The organism is Alcaligenes nematophilus (genome assembly GCF_026344155.1).
GTDB classification, from domain to species: domain Bacteria; phylum Pseudomonadota; class Gammaproteobacteria; order Burkholderiales; family Burkholderiaceae_B; genus Alcaligenes; species Alcaligenes phenolicus.
Genome location: NZ_JAPKMZ010000002.1, coordinates 640,119 through 659,956 on the forward strand (window position 1 = coordinate 640,119; position 19,838 = coordinate 659,956).

17 protein-coding genes and 1 riboswitch are annotated in these 19,838 nt (G+C 56.5%); of the genes, 6 read left to right on the forward strand and 11 right to left on the reverse strand.

Annotated features, from left to right (window positions below; translation table 11 throughout):
- Positions 1 to 60 precede the first annotated feature (60 nt).
- The 5 genes from OSH04_RS08110 to OSH04_RS08130 form a co-directional block, all read right to left on the reverse strand.
- Positions 61 to 858 carry a winged helix-turn-helix domain-containing protein gene (locus OSH04_RS08110; RefSeq protein WP_254002611.1) on the reverse strand — a complete coding sequence of 266 codons (798 nt, stop codon included), beginning with the start codon at positions 856 to 858 and terminating at the stop codon, positions 61 to 63.
- Between the two features lie 43 nt (positions 859 to 901).
- A complete protein-coding gene (locus OSH04_RS08115) occupies positions 902 to 1,471 on the reverse strand; it encodes a SecDF P1 head subdomain-containing protein (RefSeq protein ID WP_266108235.1) in 570 nt (189 codons plus the stop codon).
- A 107-nt stretch (positions 1,472 to 1,578) separates the two neighbouring features.
- Positions 1,579 to 7,341, reverse strand: coding sequence for an ESPR-type extended signal peptide-containing protein (locus OSH04_RS08120; protein ID WP_266108237.1), 5,763 nt, complete (start codon positions 7,339 to 7,341; stop codon positions 1,579 to 1,581).
- A gap of 275 nt (positions 7,342 to 7,616) precedes the next feature.
- Entirely contained in the window at positions 7,617 to 8,396 is a 780-nt protein-coding gene (locus OSH04_RS08125) for a response regulator transcription factor (RefSeq protein WP_266108238.1), read from the reverse strand.
- 337 nt (positions 8,397 to 8,733) lie between these two features.
- Positions 8,734 to 9,609: an ATP adenylyltransferase family protein gene (locus OSH04_RS08130; protein ID WP_035269238.1), complete on the reverse strand. Its 876-nt coding sequence runs from the start codon at positions 9,607 to 9,609 to the stop codon at positions 8,734 to 8,736.
- 117 nt (positions 9,610 to 9,726) lie between these two features.
- Between OSH04_RS08130 and OSH04_RS08135 the strand changes: the two genes are divergently transcribed.
- The 4 genes from OSH04_RS08135 to OSH04_RS08150 all read left to right on the forward strand — a co-directional run bounded on the left by OSH04_RS08135 (position 9,727) and on the right by OSH04_RS08150 (position 11,924).
- Entirely contained in the window at positions 9,727 to 10,104 is a 378-nt protein-coding gene (locus OSH04_RS08135) for a RidA family protein (protein WP_009462650.1), read from the forward strand.
- A gap of 92 nt (positions 10,105 to 10,196) precedes the next feature.
- Positions 10,197 to 10,694 carry a RidA family protein gene (locus OSH04_RS08140; RefSeq protein WP_115635281.1) on the forward strand — a complete coding sequence of 166 codons (498 nt, stop codon included), beginning with the start codon at positions 10,197 to 10,199 and terminating at the stop codon, positions 10,692 to 10,694.
- Positions 10,695 to 10,839: 145 nt separating this feature from the next.
- A complete protein-coding gene (locus OSH04_RS08145; RefSeq protein ID WP_009462654.1) occupies positions 10,840 to 11,190 on the forward strand; it encodes a CidA/LrgA family protein in 351 nt (116 codons plus the stop codon).
- Positions 11,190 to 11,924 (forward strand): LrgB family protein, encoded by a 735-nt coding sequence (locus tag OSH04_RS08150; RefSeq protein ID WP_021447054.1) that lies wholly within the window; start codon positions 11,190 to 11,192, stop codon positions 11,922 to 11,924. The genes OSH04_RS08145 and OSH04_RS08150 overlap by 1 nt, the downstream gene beginning before the upstream one ends.
- Positions 11,925 to 11,944: 20 nt before the next feature.
- Here OSH04_RS08150 and OSH04_RS08155 read toward each other — a convergent pair whose 3' ends face one another.
- The 4 genes from OSH04_RS08155 to metX all read right to left on the reverse strand — a co-directional run bounded on the left by OSH04_RS08155 (position 11,945) and on the right by metX (position 15,688).
- Positions 11,945 to 12,562: a trimeric intracellular cation channel family protein gene (locus OSH04_RS08155; RefSeq protein ID WP_009462658.1), complete on the reverse strand. Its 618-nt coding sequence runs from the start codon at positions 12,560 to 12,562 to the stop codon at positions 11,945 to 11,947.
- A gap of 8 nt (positions 12,563 to 12,570) precedes the next feature.
- Complete coding sequence (locus OSH04_RS08160) at positions 12,571 to 13,800, reverse strand: muropeptide transporter (RefSeq protein ID WP_080655531.1); 1,230 nt, start codon at positions 13,798 to 13,800, stop codon at positions 12,571 to 12,573.
- A gap of 17 nt (positions 13,801 to 13,817) precedes the next feature.
- On the reverse strand, positions 13,818 to 14,447 hold the full coding sequence (gene metW, locus OSH04_RS08165; RefSeq protein ID WP_009462662.1) for a methionine biosynthesis protein MetW: 630 nt from the start codon (positions 14,445 to 14,447) through the stop codon (positions 13,818 to 13,820).
- Positions 14,444 to 15,688 carry a homoserine O-succinyltransferase MetX gene (gene metX, locus OSH04_RS08170; RefSeq protein ID WP_035269235.1) on the reverse strand — a complete coding sequence of 415 codons (1,245 nt, stop codon included), beginning with the start codon at positions 15,686 to 15,688 and terminating at the stop codon, positions 14,444 to 14,446. The genes metW and metX overlap by 4 nt, the downstream gene beginning before the upstream one ends.
- A riboswitch (SAM riboswitch) is annotated at positions 15,678 to 15,756 on the reverse strand. It overlaps the preceding gene by 11 nt.
- A 203-nt stretch (positions 15,757 to 15,959) precedes the next feature.
- On the opposite strand from metX, the gene OSH04_RS08175 reads away from it, so the two are divergent.
- Positions 15,960 to 16,235 (forward strand): response regulator transcription factor, encoded by a 276-nt coding sequence (locus OSH04_RS08175; RefSeq protein ID WP_009462666.1) that lies wholly within the window; start codon positions 15,960 to 15,962, stop codon positions 16,233 to 16,235.
- Here OSH04_RS08175 and OSH04_RS08180 read toward each other — a convergent pair.
- Positions 16,165 to 16,695, reverse strand: a complete 531-nt coding sequence (locus OSH04_RS08180) for a hypothetical protein (protein WP_026484092.1) — start codon at positions 16,693 to 16,695, stop codon at positions 16,165 to 16,167. The genes OSH04_RS08175 and OSH04_RS08180 overlap by 71 nt on opposite strands.
- A gap of 194 nt (positions 16,696 to 16,889) precedes the next feature.
- On the opposite strand from OSH04_RS08180, the gene gshA reads away from it, so the two are divergent.
- Complete coding sequence (gshA, locus tag OSH04_RS08185; RefSeq protein WP_266108239.1) at positions 16,890 to 18,473, forward strand: glutamate--cysteine ligase; 1,584 nt, start codon at positions 16,890 to 16,892, stop codon at positions 18,471 to 18,473.
- A gap of 180 nt (positions 18,474 to 18,653) precedes the next feature.
- On the opposite strand, the gene OSH04_RS19675 is transcribed toward gshA, so the two are convergent.
- The gene (locus OSH04_RS19675; protein WP_083054285.1) at positions 18,654 to 19,718 is read right to left on the reverse strand and encodes a bifunctional transcriptional activator/DNA repair enzyme AdaA; all 1,065 of its coding nucleotides are present in this window, start codon (positions 19,716 to 19,718) and stop codon (positions 18,654 to 18,656) included.
- Between the last annotated feature and the right edge of the window lie 120 nt (positions 19,719 to 19,838).

A 19,838-nucleotide genomic window follows, 5' to 3' on the forward strand; every position in this document is an offset into this window, starting at 1 on the left:
TTTAAGGGTCTATATCATGCTGTTTCAGCATCGAGAACGGGCTCTCAAGCCCTTTCCGAGTCATTCATAGACCTCATCATTATTAAGGCTCACGCGTGCCAGCTCCTGACATGCTAGGGGCACTTTACCCACAAAAGCGTAGCCTTCCCCACGTACCGAACGAATGGGCAGCTCCTCTCCCATGGCGGTTAATTTACGTTTCAAGCGACTGATCAAAACGTCCACAGAACGGGCAGTTGCCTCCCGCCCTTCCTCCAGCGGAAAAAGACGATCGCGCTCTACGGTTTGGGGGCTGACTGCAAAGAGAACCTGGACAATACGCCGCTCGCCGCGGGTCAACATGACCGAGTGCCCTCTGGGCGTGATCATGGTCCAGCCATTCTCCATCAAATCCCAAAGCTGGGAATCTGGCTCCGGCTCGGATCTATAAGCGATATTGCCTGCTTTGAGCGGCTCTGCAGGAGAACCACGCAAGCTTCGCTGCAGGGCATAACCACGCCGGCGCAAGGCCTGCACGCAAGCGACCACCTCCACCGGCAAAGCCTCCTGATCAAAGCAGGCGTCCGCCCCGGCAAGCAACAAATGTCCCCGTTCCAGGCCGGCCATTTTGTCGCGCCGCACAACGATGACGCCGGCGGCAGGAAAATCCATACGCAAACGATTGATGTGTAAAAAAACGTTGTCTGCCTGACACACCAAAGCAAACACCGTCTCCGCCCCGCAAGCATGTGCCTGAGACAGACACTGCTCCATCGTCTCTACCGTCTGGATCCTCACCCCCCACTGCTCCGACTCCAAAGCGATCTGCTGCAAACTAGCCTTGTCGTCATACAACAGAAAAATCTGTTCTACCGTCATAGTCCTCACCCTTGCTGGCCCTATCAGGCACTTTATGTTTTTTTTACCCTTGGACCTGCCTTAACAAACGCTGTGCTGCTGCGTCGTCAGGCATGGATAGATAAATAGCCCCCTGCTTCAAGGGCTCGCCAATTCGGGCGACTTGTGCCACTTGATCTTCCATAACCAAAACCAGCAAGGCTCCCACATTACCAGAGCTGGCCTCGGCCAACTTACGCGCGCCCAAAGAATTCAATTGGAATCGAACAAGATGCTGTCCCTGTTCGGTCCGCAAGGACGCCACACGCGTCAAATCGCTGCGCTGCACAACAACTTGCGGATACAACCACAGGGGGCCTTGCGGTCCCTGCACTTGCACCAGACCAGGGATGGCTTGGCGCATTCCCACGTAGAAATCTACTTGAGGAACCTGCACCGAGCGCTGTGTCTGCGATGCCAAAAAACTGCGTGTTCCATCTGCCCCTTCCCGCTCATAGTTACTTGCCAGTGCAGGCGGGCTCAAATCAGCCCCACCTCCTGCTGTTGTGGTCTGGCACCCGGCCAGTAAAAACAGCATCATGCCTATAGCCGTGCCCAGTACTGCTTGCCCTGTTTGACTATGCGTTGTCGCCATATTCACTCTCCGCTTTGACCCGCCGCTGCGGCCCCGTTCAGGACACCGGGCATAGCCCGGCAAAAAGGGTCGCGTACCCAGGCACGCGACCCTTATCCCTCACCCCTTTACCATTGATACCCCACGCCCACCGAGCCACCGTAATCACCACGGGAGGATCCCGCAACGTTGCCCTTCAGGACCCAACTGCCGCTGTCTGTCACCGTGGACAAACCCATGGCGTAACCACTTTCACCACGCCATACACCGCCAGAAACGGAGAACATGCTCTTGCCGGGGACATAGGCTTGCGGCAAACCTGCCATTGCCATGGCGGCTGCCACACCAGCACTCGCCCGGTTCTCCACCTTGTCGATACGACGGTCCAGATGGTTGAACTGATTGGTGATATTGGAGGTCGCCTGGCTCAACTGACGCACGTTGACGGCATCTTGCGGTGCCTGACCATCGGCCAGATTGCTGATGGTCTTGTCGTGCATGTCGATACCCTGCTGATTCATGGTTGGGCCATCAACAATCTTCACTTCATTGGTAGTGACGGACTTAGCCACCACACTGTTCACCTTGATGTCCTGCGCCAAGGCCACCGTCACGTCCGTACCAGAGCGCGAGATTTCGATGTTGTCGCCATTAAGGAACTGCACCGTGGACTTGGGCGCGACATTGCTGGCCGTATCGCCATTGGTCTGGATGTTCCAGCCCGCACTGGCCAGCTCGGTCACGTTCTCTACCTTGGTATTCAAGCCACCCAAAGCATCGTTCACGTTGTTGTAGGTTTTATCGCCTACGTTCAGCTCCGTAACCAGCTTGCCGTTCTCGAACTTGGAACCCCCCCCCATGCCGCTGGCAATGCTTTCACCCATATCGTGAATCTGGCTGCCATTGACTGCATCGGTACTGTTCGCGGAGATATCGCCACGCGCCACATTAGTGATGCCCGTGCCACCCGTACGACCACCATCAGTCGACTCGGCTCCGGCCATGGTGACCTTGCCGTGGTTCACGGACTGATCCGGATTCAGGTCGTACTTGACAGCACGATCCACCAGATTCTGGGTTTCGCCCCGCACCAGATCCAGTTGCTCTTCAGTGGCGGCACGACCGCTCTTGCCAAAGTTGGCCCCCGTCAGGGTACGGTTGCTCAAGCCGGTAATGTCATTGTCCGCGGCCGATACCATCACATTGCCAGCACGCAGTCCGGCATTGCTCAAGGCAATGTTCGTCCCGATGGCAAAGCCCAGATTGTTCATGACCACATCAGGAGCGCCACCCGTGCCTTTCACGGTCACACTCTTGAGGTCCAGATCGTCATTCAAGGCAATGTTCAAGGTGTCGCTACCGTCACCACTGGTGCTCAGATTGCTATTGCTGCCTACAATCTTCAGCGTCTCTCCCAGATCACGATGTACTGCCGTGCCGGTGCTGCCCGCAAAATTCATGCCCTTGGCGGTCAAACCATCATCACGGCCTTCCAGTTGGCTGACGTTCACCGCATCGGTCGCTGCCACCCCTTTCTCCACACCGGTGATCTTCTGATTACCGGCATGGATGCCCTGGTCATTAATCACCACATTGAAGGCGGTCAGACCGGCATTGGTCAGATTGACTTGCCCGATCGTCAGGCCGGTATTGCCCAGAATGACATCAGGTTTGCCCGTGGCACCCTTGACCTTCACTCCCGCGGTCGTCATCTCGGTATCACCCGTGGTGACGCTGGTCAGTGTCAGATCATCATTCAGAGCCACTTGCACCGTATCGCCCCCCACCGTGGAGGTACTCAGATTGGCATTGCTGCCCTTGATGGTCAGTGTCTGGCCCAGATCACGATGTACGGCTGTACCGCTTTGTGCAGCAAACTCCATGCCCTTGGCCGTCAAGCCACCTTCGGCGTCCGTCAACTGGCTCAGATTCACCGCATCGGTCCCTGTGGTTCCCTTGGCCACATTGGTGATCTTCTGGCTGCCCATATCAGCACCCTTGAAGAACGGGGTCTCGGCAATCTGCACCTGCAACTGACCGTTCAGGACCTGAGTACGCAGATTGGCACCGCTGTAATTACCCGCGGTCGTCGCCCCACCCAGAATCTCCAGGCGTTGTCCCAGATTCTTGTGAATCGTCGTATTGCTGTTACCGCTACTGAAGTTATTGCCGCTGTAGTTGGTCCCCAAGGCCGTCAGATCCTGGTCCAGCTTGATCAGCTGAGCAACGTTGACCGCATCGGTCAGATCCTGACCACCGGCCAGATTGGTGATACGACGTTGTTCTGAGCCATTACCGATCGATACCACACCTTGCTTGGCTTCCTGCGTAACCGTGCCTGTATAGCGCGCAGTCGAGGACGTGTAAGCCGCATTCGTTGTGGCCCCCGCCCCCAGCGCCACTGCACCGGCTGCCGACACGGTTGCACCCGCACCCAGAGCCATCCCCTGAATTGCCGTCTCATTGGCAATCGCACCCTGCCCCATCGCCAACGACTTCTCGGCAGAAGCGCGCGTATCCTTACCCCAGACCTGGGACCCGGCCGCCAAAGCCTGGGCATTAGCCCCCAGAGCCGAGGCATCCAGGCCTTCGGAAATGGCTTTGAAGCCCAGCGCCAAGCCACCATCTTCCTTGGCGTTGGAGCCTGCGCCCACGCTCATCGCCCCTTCACCGTGCATGATGTATTCGATCAAGCCATTCGGCCCCGTTTTTTCTTCGATCCAGCCGGCTTTGGCCTTGTCACCCACAGCAATGGAACGGCGACCATCAGCCTCGACATCCGAACCGGCACCCACAGCATTGCTGGCACGGGTCTTGCTGCCTTGACCCAAGGCCAGGGAGCCACTGCCTGCCACAAAAGCCTGATGGCCCAGCGCCACGGACTGGCTGCCCGATGCCGAGGAGCCACTGCCCAGGGCCACGCTCTGCGTTGCTCCCCGAGCAACACTGGAATTGCTACCAATCGAGATGCCATCTATCGCTTGATCGTAGGCATTGCGTCCAAAGGCGATACCGCCTTCCTGGGTGACACGAGCACGCTCACCGAAAGCGATCGCACCCCGGGTTTGATTCTGGCCGTCCCCCATCACTTCAGCCTTGTACCCGATGGCCGTGGAGAAGTTGGCCGTATCAGCCACACGAGCCTCATGCCCCAGGGCCATGGAGCTTTCCGATTCGGCCGACGACCCACTGCCCACCACCGTCGCACCCAGGGCCGACGCCTCGGTATTGGAGCCCAAGGAAGTGGTGTAGTCGGCCTGTTGCAGACCGCCTGCGGACGAGTTCAAGCCAATCGCCGTTCCACCCACACCGGAAGCCCGCGCAACCGCACCAATGGCAATCGCATCATTACCCGTCGCGCCGTTGTTGTTGACGTTCGGATTCTGGGTCGAGTTCACGCTAACGTAGCGTTGGCGGTTGGCAATCAGCGTGGACTCCAGATCATCCAGCTGGCCTTTGTTGACCGCGTCATCCACATCCACACCCGCCGCCAGATTCGTGATCCGTACCGGAGCACCGGTGCTGCTGTCCAGGTCGATCAAGGTGCGGTCGGCATTGGAATAAGTCACGGCAGACAATCCGCCAATCATGCCGGCTACGCCGGTGCGCATGGCCTCAAACGCGGAGCCAATCGAGGTGTAGGTATGGTCATTGCCATTTTCATCTTTGATGACAAAGGCCGGGCCGGAAATCACCCCGTCGCTATCCCACTTCAAGTTGCCACCCACAATGGATTCCAGATTGGTATGCAGCACTTTCAGCTGACTGACGTTGACCGCATCCGTATCCAGTCGACCTGCTGCCACGTTGCTCAAACGCCGCTGAGCATCGGTAGTCCCGAAGGACACACTGGAAGAGGCCAGATAAGCCCCCGTTGGCGCCCCATAGCCCAGACCTGTTGTTTCTACCGAATGGGCATTGGCACCAATCGCCACGCTATTGGCATGCGTGACACGCGCCTGATCACCCAAGGCAATCCCGCCTGCGGCCGCCCGAGTGGACGTGCCCGCATACACCAGCGCTTTATTACCAATCGCAATGCCGCCGATGTCATAGTCAACCACAGTAGCCATCGAGCCCATGGCCACCGAGCCTGTGGCACCCGAACGAGAGCGGTCACCCACTGCCACGGCATTGGAGGCCTTGACGGGCGGTGCTACCGGAGTACCGGAGCCTGTCTCACCAGGCAAATTATTGGCCCCGTAACCGATACTGACTGTACGGTCCCCGACGATTCGGCTGCCGGCCTCACGACCAATGGCCACGGTATCGTCACCGGTAATATCGCCACCGGACTTGTAGCCCAGCGCGACGTTATACCCCCCCAAGACTCCCCGGCCAGCTTCACCACCAACGGCAACCTGACCGAATCGGTTGCCAATAACCGGCGTGCCAGCGTTAACGCCAGCCCCTTCACCAATCGATACACCAGATTCTGTATTGCTCAAAGCGCCTGTACCAATGGCAACAGATTTGATCCCGTGAGCCTGGGCCCCTGCACCGCCTGCGAAAGACAGACTGCCCGAGGCATTGGCCCCGGCGCCCACCGCAGTAGAGCTCCCCCCCGAGCTGCGCGCCCCCGAACCCAAAGCGGTACCTGAGGCCGACATGACCGTTGAGCCTGCTCCTAATGCAACAGCGGAGCTGGCGTCCTGCCAAATCGTTGTTCCCTGGCCAATAGCAACCGATTGATCTGCCAGCAGCCCCACGTCGGCGCTGGTTCCCAAGGCAATTGCCCCGGTCGCCTTGGCAATGGCCTTGTTGCCGATGGCAACTGTGTCATCCACCTCCAACGGATCAACCGCAGTGCCGGCCTGATTACCGATGGCCACATTATTCTTGCCTTCCAGACGCTGGCCTGCGCCATTACCCATGGCAATCAAATCGCTGCCCTTGCTGGCAGTACCGGCGTCACTGCCAATCGCAATGCCATTTTCGACGGTATTGCCGGTGCCCGAGCGAGCTCCCAAGGCAATCGCTTCTTTACCTGCAGCCTCCGACTCCAGACCTGCTGCCAGGGCAGCCTCGCCCGCTGCCGTCGCCTGTGGCCCAATCGCGATAGAGTCAACGCCACTGGCTACCGAATCAGCCTTGGTCGATTTGGTGTGGAAGTACTTGATGCCATCACCTGAGTTCAAGACACCATACAAGACCTTGCCCGACACAGCCTCAGTGCTGGAGGCGTTCACAGCGGCGTCGGCCAAGCCAGAGATCTTGTTGTTATTCACATTCACGGCACGCAAGTTGGTATTGCCGGTCGCAGTCAGACTGACAGTATTGATGCCTCCCGAGTTGACAGCCCCCACCACCGTGGCCGATTTCGCTGCCAAGTTTCCATCAATAGCAGCACTGGGTGCCGTCAACATGCCAGTAAAGGTACCTGTCCCGGCGGACACACTTCCTGCCGTCAATTGATTGGTAATCGTGGCGGTATTCGCCTGCAAATTACCTTGCACGGTGGCCGAACCCGCTGTCAGTTGACCGGTAAATTCGCCACTGGCTGCCTTGACCGGGCCCGAGGCCGTCAAGGAATCCACGTTGAGATCAGGACTCAAAGCCACCGAAACGGCCCCGTCCGTTTGGGTCAGAGCGATGTTGCTGCCTGAGGTCAACGAAAAAGCGCCACCAGGAATCACGTGAAAGGGGGTAGCGCCATCCACGCTCAACTCCCAACCATCGGTAACTTGTGCCGTGGCAGTTTGTGTCAACACCCCTGCACTGAGCAGTGCCAAGGCCACGGCCCGCAGGCGTAAACCCTGCACCCACTCCAGTACCGCCAGGCTGGCGCTGGTGCCACCGGAGCTGCGCTTGCCGCGCGCCTTGGTGTTCTCCGCAACAGCGACAAATGTTGCCGTTTGCTCGTTCCAAACCGACTTATAGATTCTGTTCATGGTCTCTTCGCTTTCAAAAGAAATTAGCCATAAGTCTTTCCTGCCCGCCCATATCTCACGCTGACGTAACAGAGTTTTCAGGCGCAACAAATCCCCTCGCCCCGTCTTGGCGATAATTTGAATTAGTTGTTCAGGAAATTCTTACCGAACCCTCATCCCTATTCGGATATTTTTATTTTCTTACCGTTTTTTAATAATTACTTTTGAATTTCCACAGAAGCCATTTGAATCATTGCAAAACAACATTTTATTAAATTATTTATTTCATTTTCGTTTTAAATATTAGTACCGTTACGCTGTCTGTACACAGATGGAGACAAGCCACTGTACTGACGAAATGCGGTCGCAAAATTGGCTGGATTGACATAGCCGGACTCCACTGCCACGTTGGTTACCGCCATGTCTGTTTGCCGAAGCAACTGCATGGCATAACGCATGCGGCTGGAGCGTACAAAATCATGCACCGTCACACCGCAACTCGTTTTAAAGAGCTCGTTCAAACGACGAGCCGTGGTTCCAAACATCTCCGCCAAGCTTTCGGCCGTCAAGCAATCTGACAGATTATCCAGCACGTACTGCTGCACGGCATCAACCAGATGATGTCGCGCAGGCAGCCTGGAAAGGCCATCCCATCCCTTATTTTTATTGGGCTGCCCTTTATTTGCCACGACTTCCTTCAAACCCAGATGCAAGCGAATGCGCTCCATAACTAATTGCACATTGGTTTGGTACGCAATGAAATCGCGAGCTCCACTGCGCAAGGCCATGAGCTGACTGTCCGGGCACGAAACCGCCGACATGAACACAACCGGGATAGAGGCAGTTTGGGGGTTCGCACGCAACATCCGCATAAACGTATCACCCCGCAAGCGAGGCAAGTTGTACTCACTCAATACAAAATCCGGCTGCAAAGACTGACAGCGTGCCAGACCTTGCTGCGCATCCAAGGCAAAACTAATACGGGCAAAGCTAGTCCGTAACAAAACCAGTAAATCGGCCACACCAGCAGGTTCTGGAGCAATAACCAAAATATGAGCTTCAGACGAGATACACATAAGCAATCCACCTCTGGAGACAGACAAGTTAGTGTTGTTCCAAGCTGATGGTAATTCTAATAATTAAAAATGCTTACACATTAAGCCTCTTATTTTCTGACACGCTGTATTTCTATTTATTTCCACAATAAAAGTTACATTATTTCAGTTCATTTCCTTTTAAACCCATTAAACGCCGCCTCAAATGGCAAAGATCCGAAAAACAAACTTCATTACATTCAAATATTTGTCTTTTGTTTCAAATCAGTAAATTAAGCATCCAAACAATACGCAAGCACACAAATAAAAACCCCGCCGTAGCGGGGTTCATCGTGTCCAGCAGGGTCAAACCCAAGGATCAGGCGCGGCGAGCATAGCCCGCACGAGCCAGCACACCCAGTGGGCCAATTTGGCGGACCAGATCTATTTGCTCGGGGGTGCGCACATAAATGCAGCCTGCATACGACAGTGCATTGACCGAAATACCGTCAACTAACTCCACGCTGCGGGGCACCACCAGCATCCACCCCTGGCCTGCCAACATATTATGTGGCGGCAGCAAGCCATCTTCTGCCGGTTCCAATCCCAACTCATTGCAGGCAGTTCGGTACGAACTCAAAAGACTGGCTGCCAAGACTTCCGGCTCCTGCGCATCCTGCAAACGCACAAAACAGTGTTCAAAAGCCAGCGCGGGATGTTGATGCGCACTGCCTGCCGCAGCCTGGGTGGGAAGCTTGTCCAGATACAGGGCCAGCGAGCCGTTGCTAGCCGCCTGTGGAATCCATTGTGTATGTTTATGACGCTGACTGGCCCCAGCCGGGCCACCGCCGTTATAAAAGCCCAGACCGCCTTGCACGGCCAGGAAATCCGCCAGAATTCGGAAATCAATCTCGCGCAACGGGCTGAGCTGCTCGGAAAACACCTTGTCGGCCAGCACAAGATGCAGATCACAGACGGCAAACTTGTTCAGCACGATATTGTGCGTACTACTGGCGTCATCCACTGTCAGTGCCGGGGCAGGTGGCAAAAAGGGATTGAAATTGGGGTCACGTGGACCACCTGGAATCGAGACGCTGGCTGCATCCTTGGCCGCCAGAGTGGATACCCAACGCACAAAAAATGTCAGCCCCTGATCGTGCATCAGCTCTTCCTGAGCTTGCACGGGCAACAAATCACCGCTGGCCAGCGCGGCCTGGCTTAGTTGGTCCAGGCGTTGCAAAATTTCCTTGCTCACGTCGTCTCGCTCCTCATTTGAAGTTGTATAGTGACGCCTTATTGTAGGCAAGAGACGCGAATAAACGCGCATTGCTGCCTAGTCCGAATTTTCCACCATCCCTATCAGGAGTATTCCATGTCCGGTATCCGCCGTATTGCCAGCCCACTGCCACTGCCCTTCTCGCGTGCCACCATGGCTGGCGGCTTTCTGTTCTTGTCCGGCCAGATTCCTTACGACGCCCAAGGTGAAGTGGTGCGCGGTTCCATCCAGGACCAGACCCACGCCGTATTTGATCGCCTGATCGAAGGCCTGGCTCTGGCTGACGCCACTCTGGCCGATGTAGTCAAAGCCACTGTCTGGTTGTCCGACATGGCCTTGTTTGCCGACTTCAACAAAGTCTACGCCGAGCGCTTTGGCGACACCCTGCCTACCCGCTCGCTGGTTGAAGCCAAGCTGGCCAAAAACGTAGACGTAGAAATCGAAGTGCAGGCCTGGCTGGGCGATCGCGCCTAAGCAGCCTTAAGGCCGACGGGCCGTCACACAAATTAACGCTGCCTGGCCCTGGCTATGGCACACTGAATTCCCCTAGTCCAAGGAGAATCCTGATGCGTTTTTTTGCTTCGGCCCGTCACATTTTGCTGGCTTGTTCTGCCTTAGGTCTTGGCGCCAGCAACCTCGCCTATGCCGCCAACACGGGCAAAACCGCAGAACCGACTGCGATCAAACGCTATCTGGGCGATTCGGACATGCCTTTTTCCCGCGCCGTGCAGGCCGGGGACTTTCTATTCCTGTCGGGACAAATCCCGCTGAATGAAAAAGGCGAAATCATACGCGGCAGCATTGAAGATCAAACCAATGCCACGCTGGACCGGATTGAAGAGACCCTGAAGCTGGCAGGTGCCGACTTCAGCCATGTCGTCAAAGCCACGGTCTATTTATCCGATATTGCCTTGTACGAGCAATTCAACAAAATCTATAAAGAACGCCTGGGCAGCAACTTCCCGGCCCGCTCTTTGGTACAAGCCAAACTGGCGGGCGGTGTGGATGTGGAAATTGAGGTTCAGGCCTGGATGGGTGCGCAAAACAGCCCCGCCAAGCATTGATGCAGGCCACTTGCTATAGGCAATTCGATATAAGCAGCACGCTTACAGCCTGGCTATCTTGTATGGCACACTAACACCCTTAGCCAGACCCTTTACCCACGCCAGGCTTGCCGCCTGGCGTTTTCGTGCCTTTACGGAAACTCTCATGATCTACGCGATTACTGCCCTTTTCGCCTTTCAGCTATTAGGCGAGATCCTGGTGCAGACCTTGTCCTTGCCATTGCCAGGCCCTTTGGCCGGCATGCTGCTTCTGACTGCCGCCTTGCTGATTCGAGGCGGCGTGCCCAGCTCTTTGGAGAGCACGGCCAGTGTCATGCTGCAGAACCTGATGCTGCTGTTCATCCCCGCTGTCACGGGCGTGATGTTGTATTTTGATCGGGTGGCCGAGGAATGGCAGCCCTTTTTGATCGCCACCCTGGGCGGCACCGTCATCACCATGGTGGTCACAGCCCTGGTGCTCAATCGTCTGCTGAAGAATCGTCAGGAAGAAGAATAATGACGGACGGACTTTTTCAAATCTGGGTCTTTTTATCCAGCTCGCCCCTGCTGTGGCTGACCTTGACCTGCTCGGTCTACGCAGGCTCGGTCTGGATGTACCGCCAGTCGGGCAGTAGCCCCTTTTTGTTGCCGATTCTGGTCTCGGTCGTTGTGATTGTGGCCCTGCTCTTGCTGACCCGCACGCCTTACCCCGTTTACTTTGAAGGGGCCAAGTTCATTCACTTCCTGATTGGACCGGCAACCGTCGCCCTGGCTGTACCGCTCTACAGTCAACTGCGTCAGCTGCGCAAGATCTGGAAGCCGCTGACCATTGCCCTGATCATTGGTTCGGTTACCGCTATTTTCAGCACGGTCCTGATTGCCTGGGCTTTGGGCGGATCAATTGAAACCATCATGTCGGTTGCCCCACGCTCGGCCACCATGCCGATTGCTATGGCCCTGGCAGAACAATTTGACGGTCAGCCTTCCTTGGCTGCTGTGGCGGTTGCCATTACCGGGATTGCGGGCACGATCATGGCGCGCCCGCTGTTGAACTTGCTGCGCATTGATCGCCCCGAGGCTCGGGGCTTTGCGGTGGGTGTAACGGCACATGCCATTGGTACGGCACGTGCCTTGCAGGTTCACGAAACGATTGGGGCATTTTCCGCCATTGGCCTGAGCCTGAACGGGATCATGACCGCCGTGCTGGTTCCTTTTGTTCCTATAGTCCTGCGCTGGTTAGGCGTGGCCTGACCCGGCAAGACAGGCTGGCTCTAGCGCCACTCGTCTCGATAGACGAAGCGGGGCATCTGCCAATTGCGGTGCAGAGCCAGCATACGGAAACTCAAGCCGATAATCATGGGACCCAGCAGGGTCACATACGGGTGCCAGTCCAGATGCTGGGCACCCAGATACAAAGCGCCGGTCAGCATGGATACGCTGGCATACATCTCCTTGCGTAGCAGCAAGGGGATGTCATTACACAAGATGTCGCGCAAGACGCCACCGGCACAACCGGTAATCATGCCGCTTAGCAGCACCACCGTAATGGGCAGCTTCATTTCCAGCGCGATCTGACAGCCAATCACGGTAAAGACCACCAGTCCCATGGCATCGAGCAGCAAGAACAGGCTGTGCAAACGCCGCATGATCGGAGCGATCAAAGCCGTAAGAATGGCCGCCCCTGCCGTGATCCAGAGGTATTCAGGATGCTGCACCCAGGTCAGCGGGTAATGCCCTAAAAGCACATCCCGCACCGAGCCACCGCCCAGAGCGGTGACACAGGCGATGGTACAGACCCCCACCCAATCCATGTCACGACGGCCCGCGGCCAGCGCTGCGGTCATGGCCTCTGCAGTGATGGCGATAATGTAGAGAACAAGTAAGAGCATGATATTTTTTACGCATCAAGCTGTTGAATAAGACCCCGATAACAACGCAGCATCAGCAAGCCAGGCACAGCAATAAAGACGGTACAAATAAAAAAGCCTGGCCAACCCAGGGATTCGACCAGCACAGGCGTCAGAGGCCCGGCCAGATAGGTACGCCCCACTGCCGACAGGGCCGACAGCAGCGCAAATTGAGTGGCGGAATAGGTCCGATTACACAAAGCCATCAGCAAAGCGACAAAAGCCGCTGTGCCCAGGCCACCACACAGGTTTTCCAGACCGACCACAATCCCCATCAGCCACATGGATGGCGCGGTTTCAATCGCGATCAGCCAATAGCCCAGGTTGGAGACGGCCTGCAAGATACCAAAAATCATCAAGGCCCGGTATAGCCCCAGGCGGGCCATGATCGCCCCCCCCATCAAGGCTCCGACGACCGTAGCAGCCAGACCAAACACCTTATTGATAGTGCCGACCTCGGACAAGGTAAAGCCGGCTGCACGAATCAGAAAAGTGGTGGACAAGGCACCTGCAAAAGCATCACCCAGCTTGTAGAGCACAATCAGCGCCAGAACACTCCAGGCACCTGGACGCGAGAAAAAATCGGCCAAAGGCGCGATCACGGCTTCTGACAAACTGCGCGGTGGACGGCTTTGTTCCTGTGGGTCGGGTGAAATCAGGGTCACCAGCGCGCACAGCGCCATGAAGGCACCCATCAGAAAATACGTGTTGGACCAGCCCAGCCAGCGGTCCGCCAGAATCAGGGCCAGGCCGCCGGACACAATCATGGCAATGCGATAGCCCATGACTTTGACCGCCGCCCCCGCCGCTCGCTCATGTGCTTGCAGCACGTCCGTGCAATAAGCATCGAAGGCTATGTCCTGCGTGGCCGACAAGAAGGCCACCCACACGGCCAGCAAGGCCAGTGCGGTCAAATTCACCGAGGGAGAAAACAGGCCCATGGCCGCAATGGAGGCGGCCAGCAGCAGTTGAGTGACCAGGATCCAGCCGCGCCTGCGCCCCATGAACGGCGGCGCGTAGCGATCAATCAGAGGAGCCCAGAGAAACTTCAGCGTGTAGGCCGAGCCGACCAGGGTCAGAAAACCAATCTCGGTCAGTGAAACATTTTCAACGGTTGCCCAGGCCTGCAAGGTGCCTGAAACCAGGGCCAGAGGCAGGCCGCTGGCGAACCCCAGAATCAGCAAAGGCAAGACTCGGGGACTGGTATAGACACGTGACACGTCAGGCCTTATTAGCGCTAAGCAGCAAGAAAATGGGGAGACTCGAAACGATACATGGCCAAGGTACTGCGCCAGCCCGGCAAAAAACGCACCGTGTCGCGACCATTGAAGGCAGCACGATCAAGAATACGTACGCCCACCGCCTGGGCCAGATCCTGAAAGTCTTTCATGGTGCACAAATGGATGTTGGGCGTGTTGTACCACTGGTAAGGCATTTCGCCCGTGACTGGCATGCGCCCGCGCAAAATGCTCCAGCCATGCGGCCAATAACCGAAGTTAGGAAACGAGACGATACCATACCGCGCCACCCGCGCCATCTCGCGCAGGATGTGCTCGGTATGGTGCATGGATTGCAGTGTCTTGGACAGGACAACGGTATCGAACTGCTGGTCGCTGAACAGCGCCAGGCCTTTTTCCAAGTCCTGCTGAATGACATTGACGCCACGGCGTACAGAAGCAATCACAAACTGATCGTTCAGCTCCACCCCCGTTCCGACAACCTGGCGCGTGTCACGCAGATGCGCCAACAAGGTGCCATCGTTACAGCCCAGATCCAGCACACGCGAACCTGGCTCAATCCACTGCGCAATGCGCAGCAAGTCCGGTCTTAACATGGCGGCATCCACCTGAGTTTGCGGCTTAGTCATTCTGCCAACACCCCTGTAGTACGGGTGCGCGCAGGCAAGCCCAAATTAGCGGCAATCTGGTCATAGTATCCCTGCACAACGGCATGGTAACGGGGGTCTTCCAACAAGAAAGCGTCGTGCCCGTGTGGAGCATCAATTTCGGCGTAAGTGACCTCGCGCTGGTTGCGCAACAAAGCCTGCACGATTTCGCGCGAGCGCTCGGGCGAGAAACGCCAATCCGTGGTGAAAGACACCAGCAGGAATTTGGCCTGCACCTTTTCAAGCGCCTTGACCAGGTCCCCCTGGTGCTGGCGCGACGGATCAAAGTAATCCAGCGCACGGGTGATGATCAGATAGGTATTGGCGTCAAAGTAACGCGAGAACTTTTCGCCCTGATAACGCAGATAGGACTCGACCTCGAATTCCACGCCGTAGTTGTAGTGGTACTCACCGCCCTGGGCTGGGGCACGCTGGTTGCGGCCAAACTTCTCGGCCATGACGGTGTCGGACAGGTAAGTGATGTGGCCTACCATGCGAGCAACACCCAGGCCAGCCTTGGGCACCACACCGTGCTCGTAGTAATTACCACCGTGAAACTGCGGGTCGGACAAAATGGCGCTGCGGGCCACTTCGTTAAAAGCGATATTCTGGGCCGACAGGCGCGGGGTACTGGCAATGACCACGCAGTTTTCCACGCGCTCCGGGCAGCTGATGGCCCAGCTCAGGGCCTGCATGCCACCCAGGGAGCCACCCATAACGGCCGCAAACTTGCGAATGCCAAAGTAGTCGGCCAGACGGGCTTGGGCACGCACCCAGTCTTCTACCGTCAAAACGGGAAACTCGGAGCCCCAAGGTTTGCCAGTGGCCGGATTGATGCTGGACGGGCCGGTAGAGCCAAAGCAGGAGCCGATATTGTTGACCCCGATGACAAAAAAACGATCCGTATCAACGGCTTTGCCGGGGCCGACCATATTGTCCCACCAGCCAGTGCTTTTAGGATCGTCGTCGTAATAACCGGCAACGTGATGCGAGGCATTGAGTGCATGACACACCAATACCGCATTGTTGCGTTCTTCGTTCAGGGTGCCGTAGGTTTCGACCGCCAGCTCGTAGCTGGGCAGCACTTGCCCGCTGCGCAGATGCAGGGGTTCGTCAAAGGCAATTAGTTCGGCATGTACAGGGCCCACAGAACCTTCGGGGATCAAACCGCAGGATGGGCTAAGGGCGCCAGTGTCGGCGCTAGGGACGGAATCAGTGGCCATCAGGACCTCTTTAGCTGGATTTATGGAGCGCCCGCAAGCGGATCAGGCAAATCGGCGCAAAACGTATAAGACAAAATTCTAGCATCGCTGCGGCGCGGCGTCCAAATCGACCAGCCAGGATCGATTCAGAACTCTGGGCAACGGTAACGTCATAGAAAAGACAATGCTTTGATTTACATCATTATTTTCATGCACATTTGTCTGCCAGCTAAGCTAAATTTGAGTACATTGGCCCGACGTCTACCACGAATGCATGAGGAATGGCTTTACCGTGACGCACTTAACTTCACGCGAGCAGTCCTGCCTGAACTGGGCTGCCCATGGCAAGACCAGCTGGGAAATCAGCATCATCCTGGGCATTACTGAACGCACGATCAACTTCCACTTCCAGAACGCCTACGCCAAGCTTGGAGTCTATAGCCGCCAAGCTGCCATTACCCTGGCCTTGCAGCAGCACCTGATCAGCGGCGACCCGGCTAGCGAGCTAAGCCGTCAAAGAAAACCTTTGCCTGAGCCGCGTCCGGGGCCTTCCCGGAATCCGTCATAACAAAGCCCTGCACCAGCCAGCCCGGCTCCATGCGTATCATCGCTTCCAGGCGCAAGGCCACACCGCCCACATCGCGCGTCATGAAGAAAATCTGTCCGGGTGGCGGCAGTTGTATCTGGTTTTTCTCGCTGACTTGCCCATCGGGTATGAATTTCTCGCGCAGGGAATCGTGCAGTGCCTCGTACAAGCGTTGGCGAGCGGCCTCGTCCTGCTGCAGTTCCTTGGGCAAAATCACATGGCCCACGGTGTAGCTTTGCCCGCCCGCCGTGGCGGTAGTCAGGTAAAAATCCAGTTGATGCTGCTCGAAATCCAACAGTCGGTGACTGGTCGTGGGCTTGCCGGGCAGCATGGCCGACAGGCCCGTTTGTTCAAGCTGAACCTTGCGCCAGTTAAACTCTGGACTGCAGGCTGCCAACATCAAGAAAGCCGCCAGTACCGCGGTAATGCGCCTGATCATCATGGTGCTAATCCCATATCCCGTTTCATGCTTTTCATCGGCTGGCTAAACAGCCGTCTTATACTCGCCCTGCCCGATACGCCTTTTGGCGCAACTTAACAAAGCAAGTCTGGTCGGACTACTATTTATAGACGGGGCCAGGCCCCCTTGAACAGTCCCGTATCTTGCACCCGATTTCGAAAGTGGGAAACACCACCATGAACACCAGCCACGAACGCCGCCTTGCCCTGCAACAGAATCCCGAGATTTTGACGGGAATCTTGCGCGGCATCGAAAAAGAAGGACTGCGCGTCGATGCGCTGGGCCAATTGGCAAACACCCCCCACCCGCAAGCCATTGGGTCGGCCCTGACCAACGGCCATATCACGACCGACTACGCCGAGGCCCTGCTGGAGCTGATTACCGAGCCGCAAGCCCGGGTCGAGGACGTGCTGCAGGAGCTGACCGACATCCACACCTTTGTGGCCGGCAAGCTGGACCAGGAGATTATCTGGAACCAGTCCATGCCCGCATTGCTGCCCGCCGAAAAAGACATTGCCATTGCCTGGTACGGCAAGTCCAACACGGGCATGCTCAAGCATGTATACCGCCGTGGCCTGGCCGAACGTTATGGCAAGCCCATGCAATGTATTGCCGGCGTGCATTACAACTTTTCCCTGCCTGATAGCATCTGGCCCTTGTTGAATGTCTGTGGCGACAATCTGCAAGATCAGCGCTCCAATGGGTATTTGGCGTTGATCCGCAACTTCACGCGCTATTCCTGGCTACTGATGTACTTGTTTGGTGCCTCGCCCGTGCTGGATGCGAACTTCCTGCAAGGTCGCCGCAACAATCTGGACAAGATCGACGAGGACACCTTGACCATGCCCTGGGCAACCAGCTTGCGCATGAGCGATCTGGGCTATCACAACAAGGAAGCCCAGGCCGAGCTCCAGCTTTGCTACAACGACCTGGACACCTTTGTGATGCGCATGTATCACGCTGCCGTAACTCCTTGGCCGGATTACGAAAAACTGGGTACCCACCGCGATGGCGAGTGGATTCAGCTCAACACCCATATCCTGCAGATTGAAAACGAGTACTACTCCAGCATTCGTCCCAAGCGCACCACCCAGCGCAGCGAGCGCCCGGCTACAGCCCTGGCCCAGCGCGGTGTGGAATACATCGAAGTTCGTTGTCTGGATATAGACCCTGAATCGCCTACTGGAATTTCCGAGCAAACCTGCCGCTTCCTGGATACGTTCCTGCTGTTCTGTGCCGTGCAAGACAGCCCCTTCTTCCCGGACGGCGGCTACTGTCAGGACAGCAAGAACAACTTTGCGACTGTTGTGCGTGAAGGCCGCCGCCCCGGCCTGATGCTGACCAATCAGCAAAAAGAAAGCGTCAGCCTGCAAGACTGGGGGCACGAAATTCTCGAATCGCTGCTGCCGTATGCGCAAATGCTGGATCAGGCCCTGAACACCCAAGGTCACACCGAAGCCGTGCAAGCCCAAATCCGCAAGCTGGAGAATCCGGAGCTGACTCCGTCGGCCCAACTGCTGAGCCGTTTGCGCGAAACCGGTTTGAGCTTTCACGACTACGCCTTGCAACGCAGCCGCGAGCATCACCAAACCTTGCTGGCCCATCCATTACCTGCCGACAAGCAAGCCGCTTTCGAGCAACAGGCCAAAGAGTCTCTGCAAGCCCAGATTGATATCGAAGCGCAGGATCAGGAGTCCTTTGAGGACTACGTCCATCGCTACGAACGCAATCTGATTCCGCCTGAACTGGAAAACAGCTAACGTAGCTTAAGCGACCCGCTGTTCTGAGCCTCCCCAAACATCTGGATAAAATCCGGATTTTTGGGGCTTGTTCATTGGGCCTTTGTTATTTATGGATCCTGGCTTGGCATCCTGTACCAACACACAAGAACAGCCTGTTTGATCTGAACACCCCATTCCTGCCTCTGCTCTGTTGGGCTGTTACTGCTTTACTCTCTTGAGTTCCCGCTCAATCTCGATCAAACGCTGTTTACGCCACAGTCCGCCCCCATAACCGGTCAAGGAACCATCAGCGCCGATCACACGATGGCACGGAATCATCAAGGCAATCTGATTCGCCCCATTCGCCCGCGCCACCGCACGCACAGCACTTGGCCGCCCTATCTGGCGAGCAATATCGGAATAGCTGCGTGTTTCTCCAGCCGGGATGCTTTGCAATATGCGCCAGACCTCTTGCGTAAAGGCACTGCCACTGGTCAAAGCCAGGGGCGTCTTAAAGCAATCCGATCGTGCGGCAAAATAATCCGCCAACTCGGCAGCCGCCTGCTCTGAAGGCGGCATCACGCCAATACCAATGCCATCCTTGATCGAAGCCTGCAAACGTTTGAGTTCAACGGGCAAGCCTTTTCGATCTACGAACTCCAGCAGATGCAAATGGCTTTGGCTACTGACCACAACCATGTCTCCCAAAGGCGTGGGTATCCAGCTAGCCCGAAGCAAGCCACCCGTCCGCAAGGCAGCAGGCGCACAGCCGAGCAAGCGGGCAAAGGCAGCCCGAAACGCACTGGCAGACTCAAAGCTGGCTTGATGCTGCGCGGCAATCACATTGCCACCCGTAGCCAAAGTCTCGAAACCCTCGCGCAGACGACGCTGCCTGGCCATTTCCAGAAAGGTCATGCCAAAGTGCCGTTTGAAGCTGCGGCGCACCGTAGACAGGTCATAACCCATACGCTCCAGATGTCCTTCCGACCATCTCAGGCCCGGCTTGGCGTCCAGCTCTCGCAGCAAAGCGGTGATTGTGGGGTCTTCCAAAGCCGCAGCTTGCAGCGGATGGCATCGCTTGCAAGGTCGAAAACCGGCCTGGATGCATTCGCCAATAGTGGCATGAAAGATGCAATTTTCGGCCTTGGGCTTTCTGGCCGGACAAGTCAGACGACAAAACACCCCCGTGGAAGACACGCAGACAAAGGCTTGACCGTCATAGCGTTCATCTCGGGTCAGCAAGGCTGTGTACAGGGTCTGGAAGTCGGGAAGATCAAATAGCATGTCGGATTTTTACTCCGAAACACCAAAACAGACAGACGATTTTCAGGCGTCTATTTCAAGATTCTCAATTTTTTGATGGGCAGGCCGCTGTGCCAGCGTGGTCAAGCCCCCTGGAGCTGA

Coding starts and splice junctions, on each gene's coding strand:
- OSH04_RS08110 (WP_254002611.1), bottom strand. CDS start 858: ATGACGGTAGAACAGATTTTTCTGTTGTATGACGACAAGGCTAGTTTG.
- OSH04_RS08115 (WP_266108235.1), bottom strand. CDS start 1,471: ATGGCGACAACGCATAGTCAAACAGGGCAAGCAGTACTGGGCACGGCT.
- OSH04_RS08120 (WP_266108237.1), bottom strand. CDS start 7,341: ATGAACAGAATCTATAAGTCGGTTTGGAACGAGCAAACGGCAACATTT.
- OSH04_RS08125 (WP_266108238.1), bottom strand. CDS start 8,396: ATGTGTATCTCGTCTGAAGCTCATATTTTGGTTATTGCTCCAGAACCT.
- OSH04_RS08135 (WP_009462650.1), top strand. CDS start 9,727: ATGTCCGGTATCCGCCGTATTGCCAGCCCACTGCCACTGCCCTTCTCG.
- OSH04_RS08140 (WP_115635281.1), top strand. CDS start 10,197: ATGCGTTTTTTTGCTTCGGCCCGTCACATTTTGCTGGCTTGTTCTGCC.
- OSH04_RS08145 (WP_009462654.1), top strand. CDS start 10,840: ATGATCTACGCGATTACTGCCCTTTTCGCCTTTCAGCTATTAGGCGAG.
- OSH04_RS08150 (WP_021447054.1), top strand. CDS start 11,190: ATGACGGACGGACTTTTTCAAATCTGGGTCTTTTTATCCAGCTCGCCC.
- OSH04_RS08155 (WP_009462658.1), bottom strand. CDS start 12,562: ATGCTCTTACTTGTTCTCTACATTATCGCCATCACTGCAGAGGCCATG.
- metW (WP_009462662.1), bottom strand. CDS start 14,447: ATGACTAAGCCGCAAACTCAGGTGGATGCCGCCATGTTAAGACCGGAC.
- metX (WP_035269235.1), bottom strand. CDS start 15,688: ATGGCCACTGATTCCGTCCCTAGCGCCGACACTGGCGCCCTTAGCCCA.
- OSH04_RS08180 (WP_026484092.1), bottom strand. CDS start 16,695: ATGATGATCAGGCGCATTACCGCGGTACTGGCGGCTTTCTTGATGTTG.
- gshA (WP_266108239.1), top strand. CDS start 16,890: ATGAACACCAGCCACGAACGCCGCCTTGCCCTGCAACAGAATCCCGAG.
- OSH04_RS19675 (WP_083054285.1), bottom strand. CDS start 19,718: ATGCTATTTGATCTTCCCGACTTCCAGACCCTGTACACAGCCTTGCTG.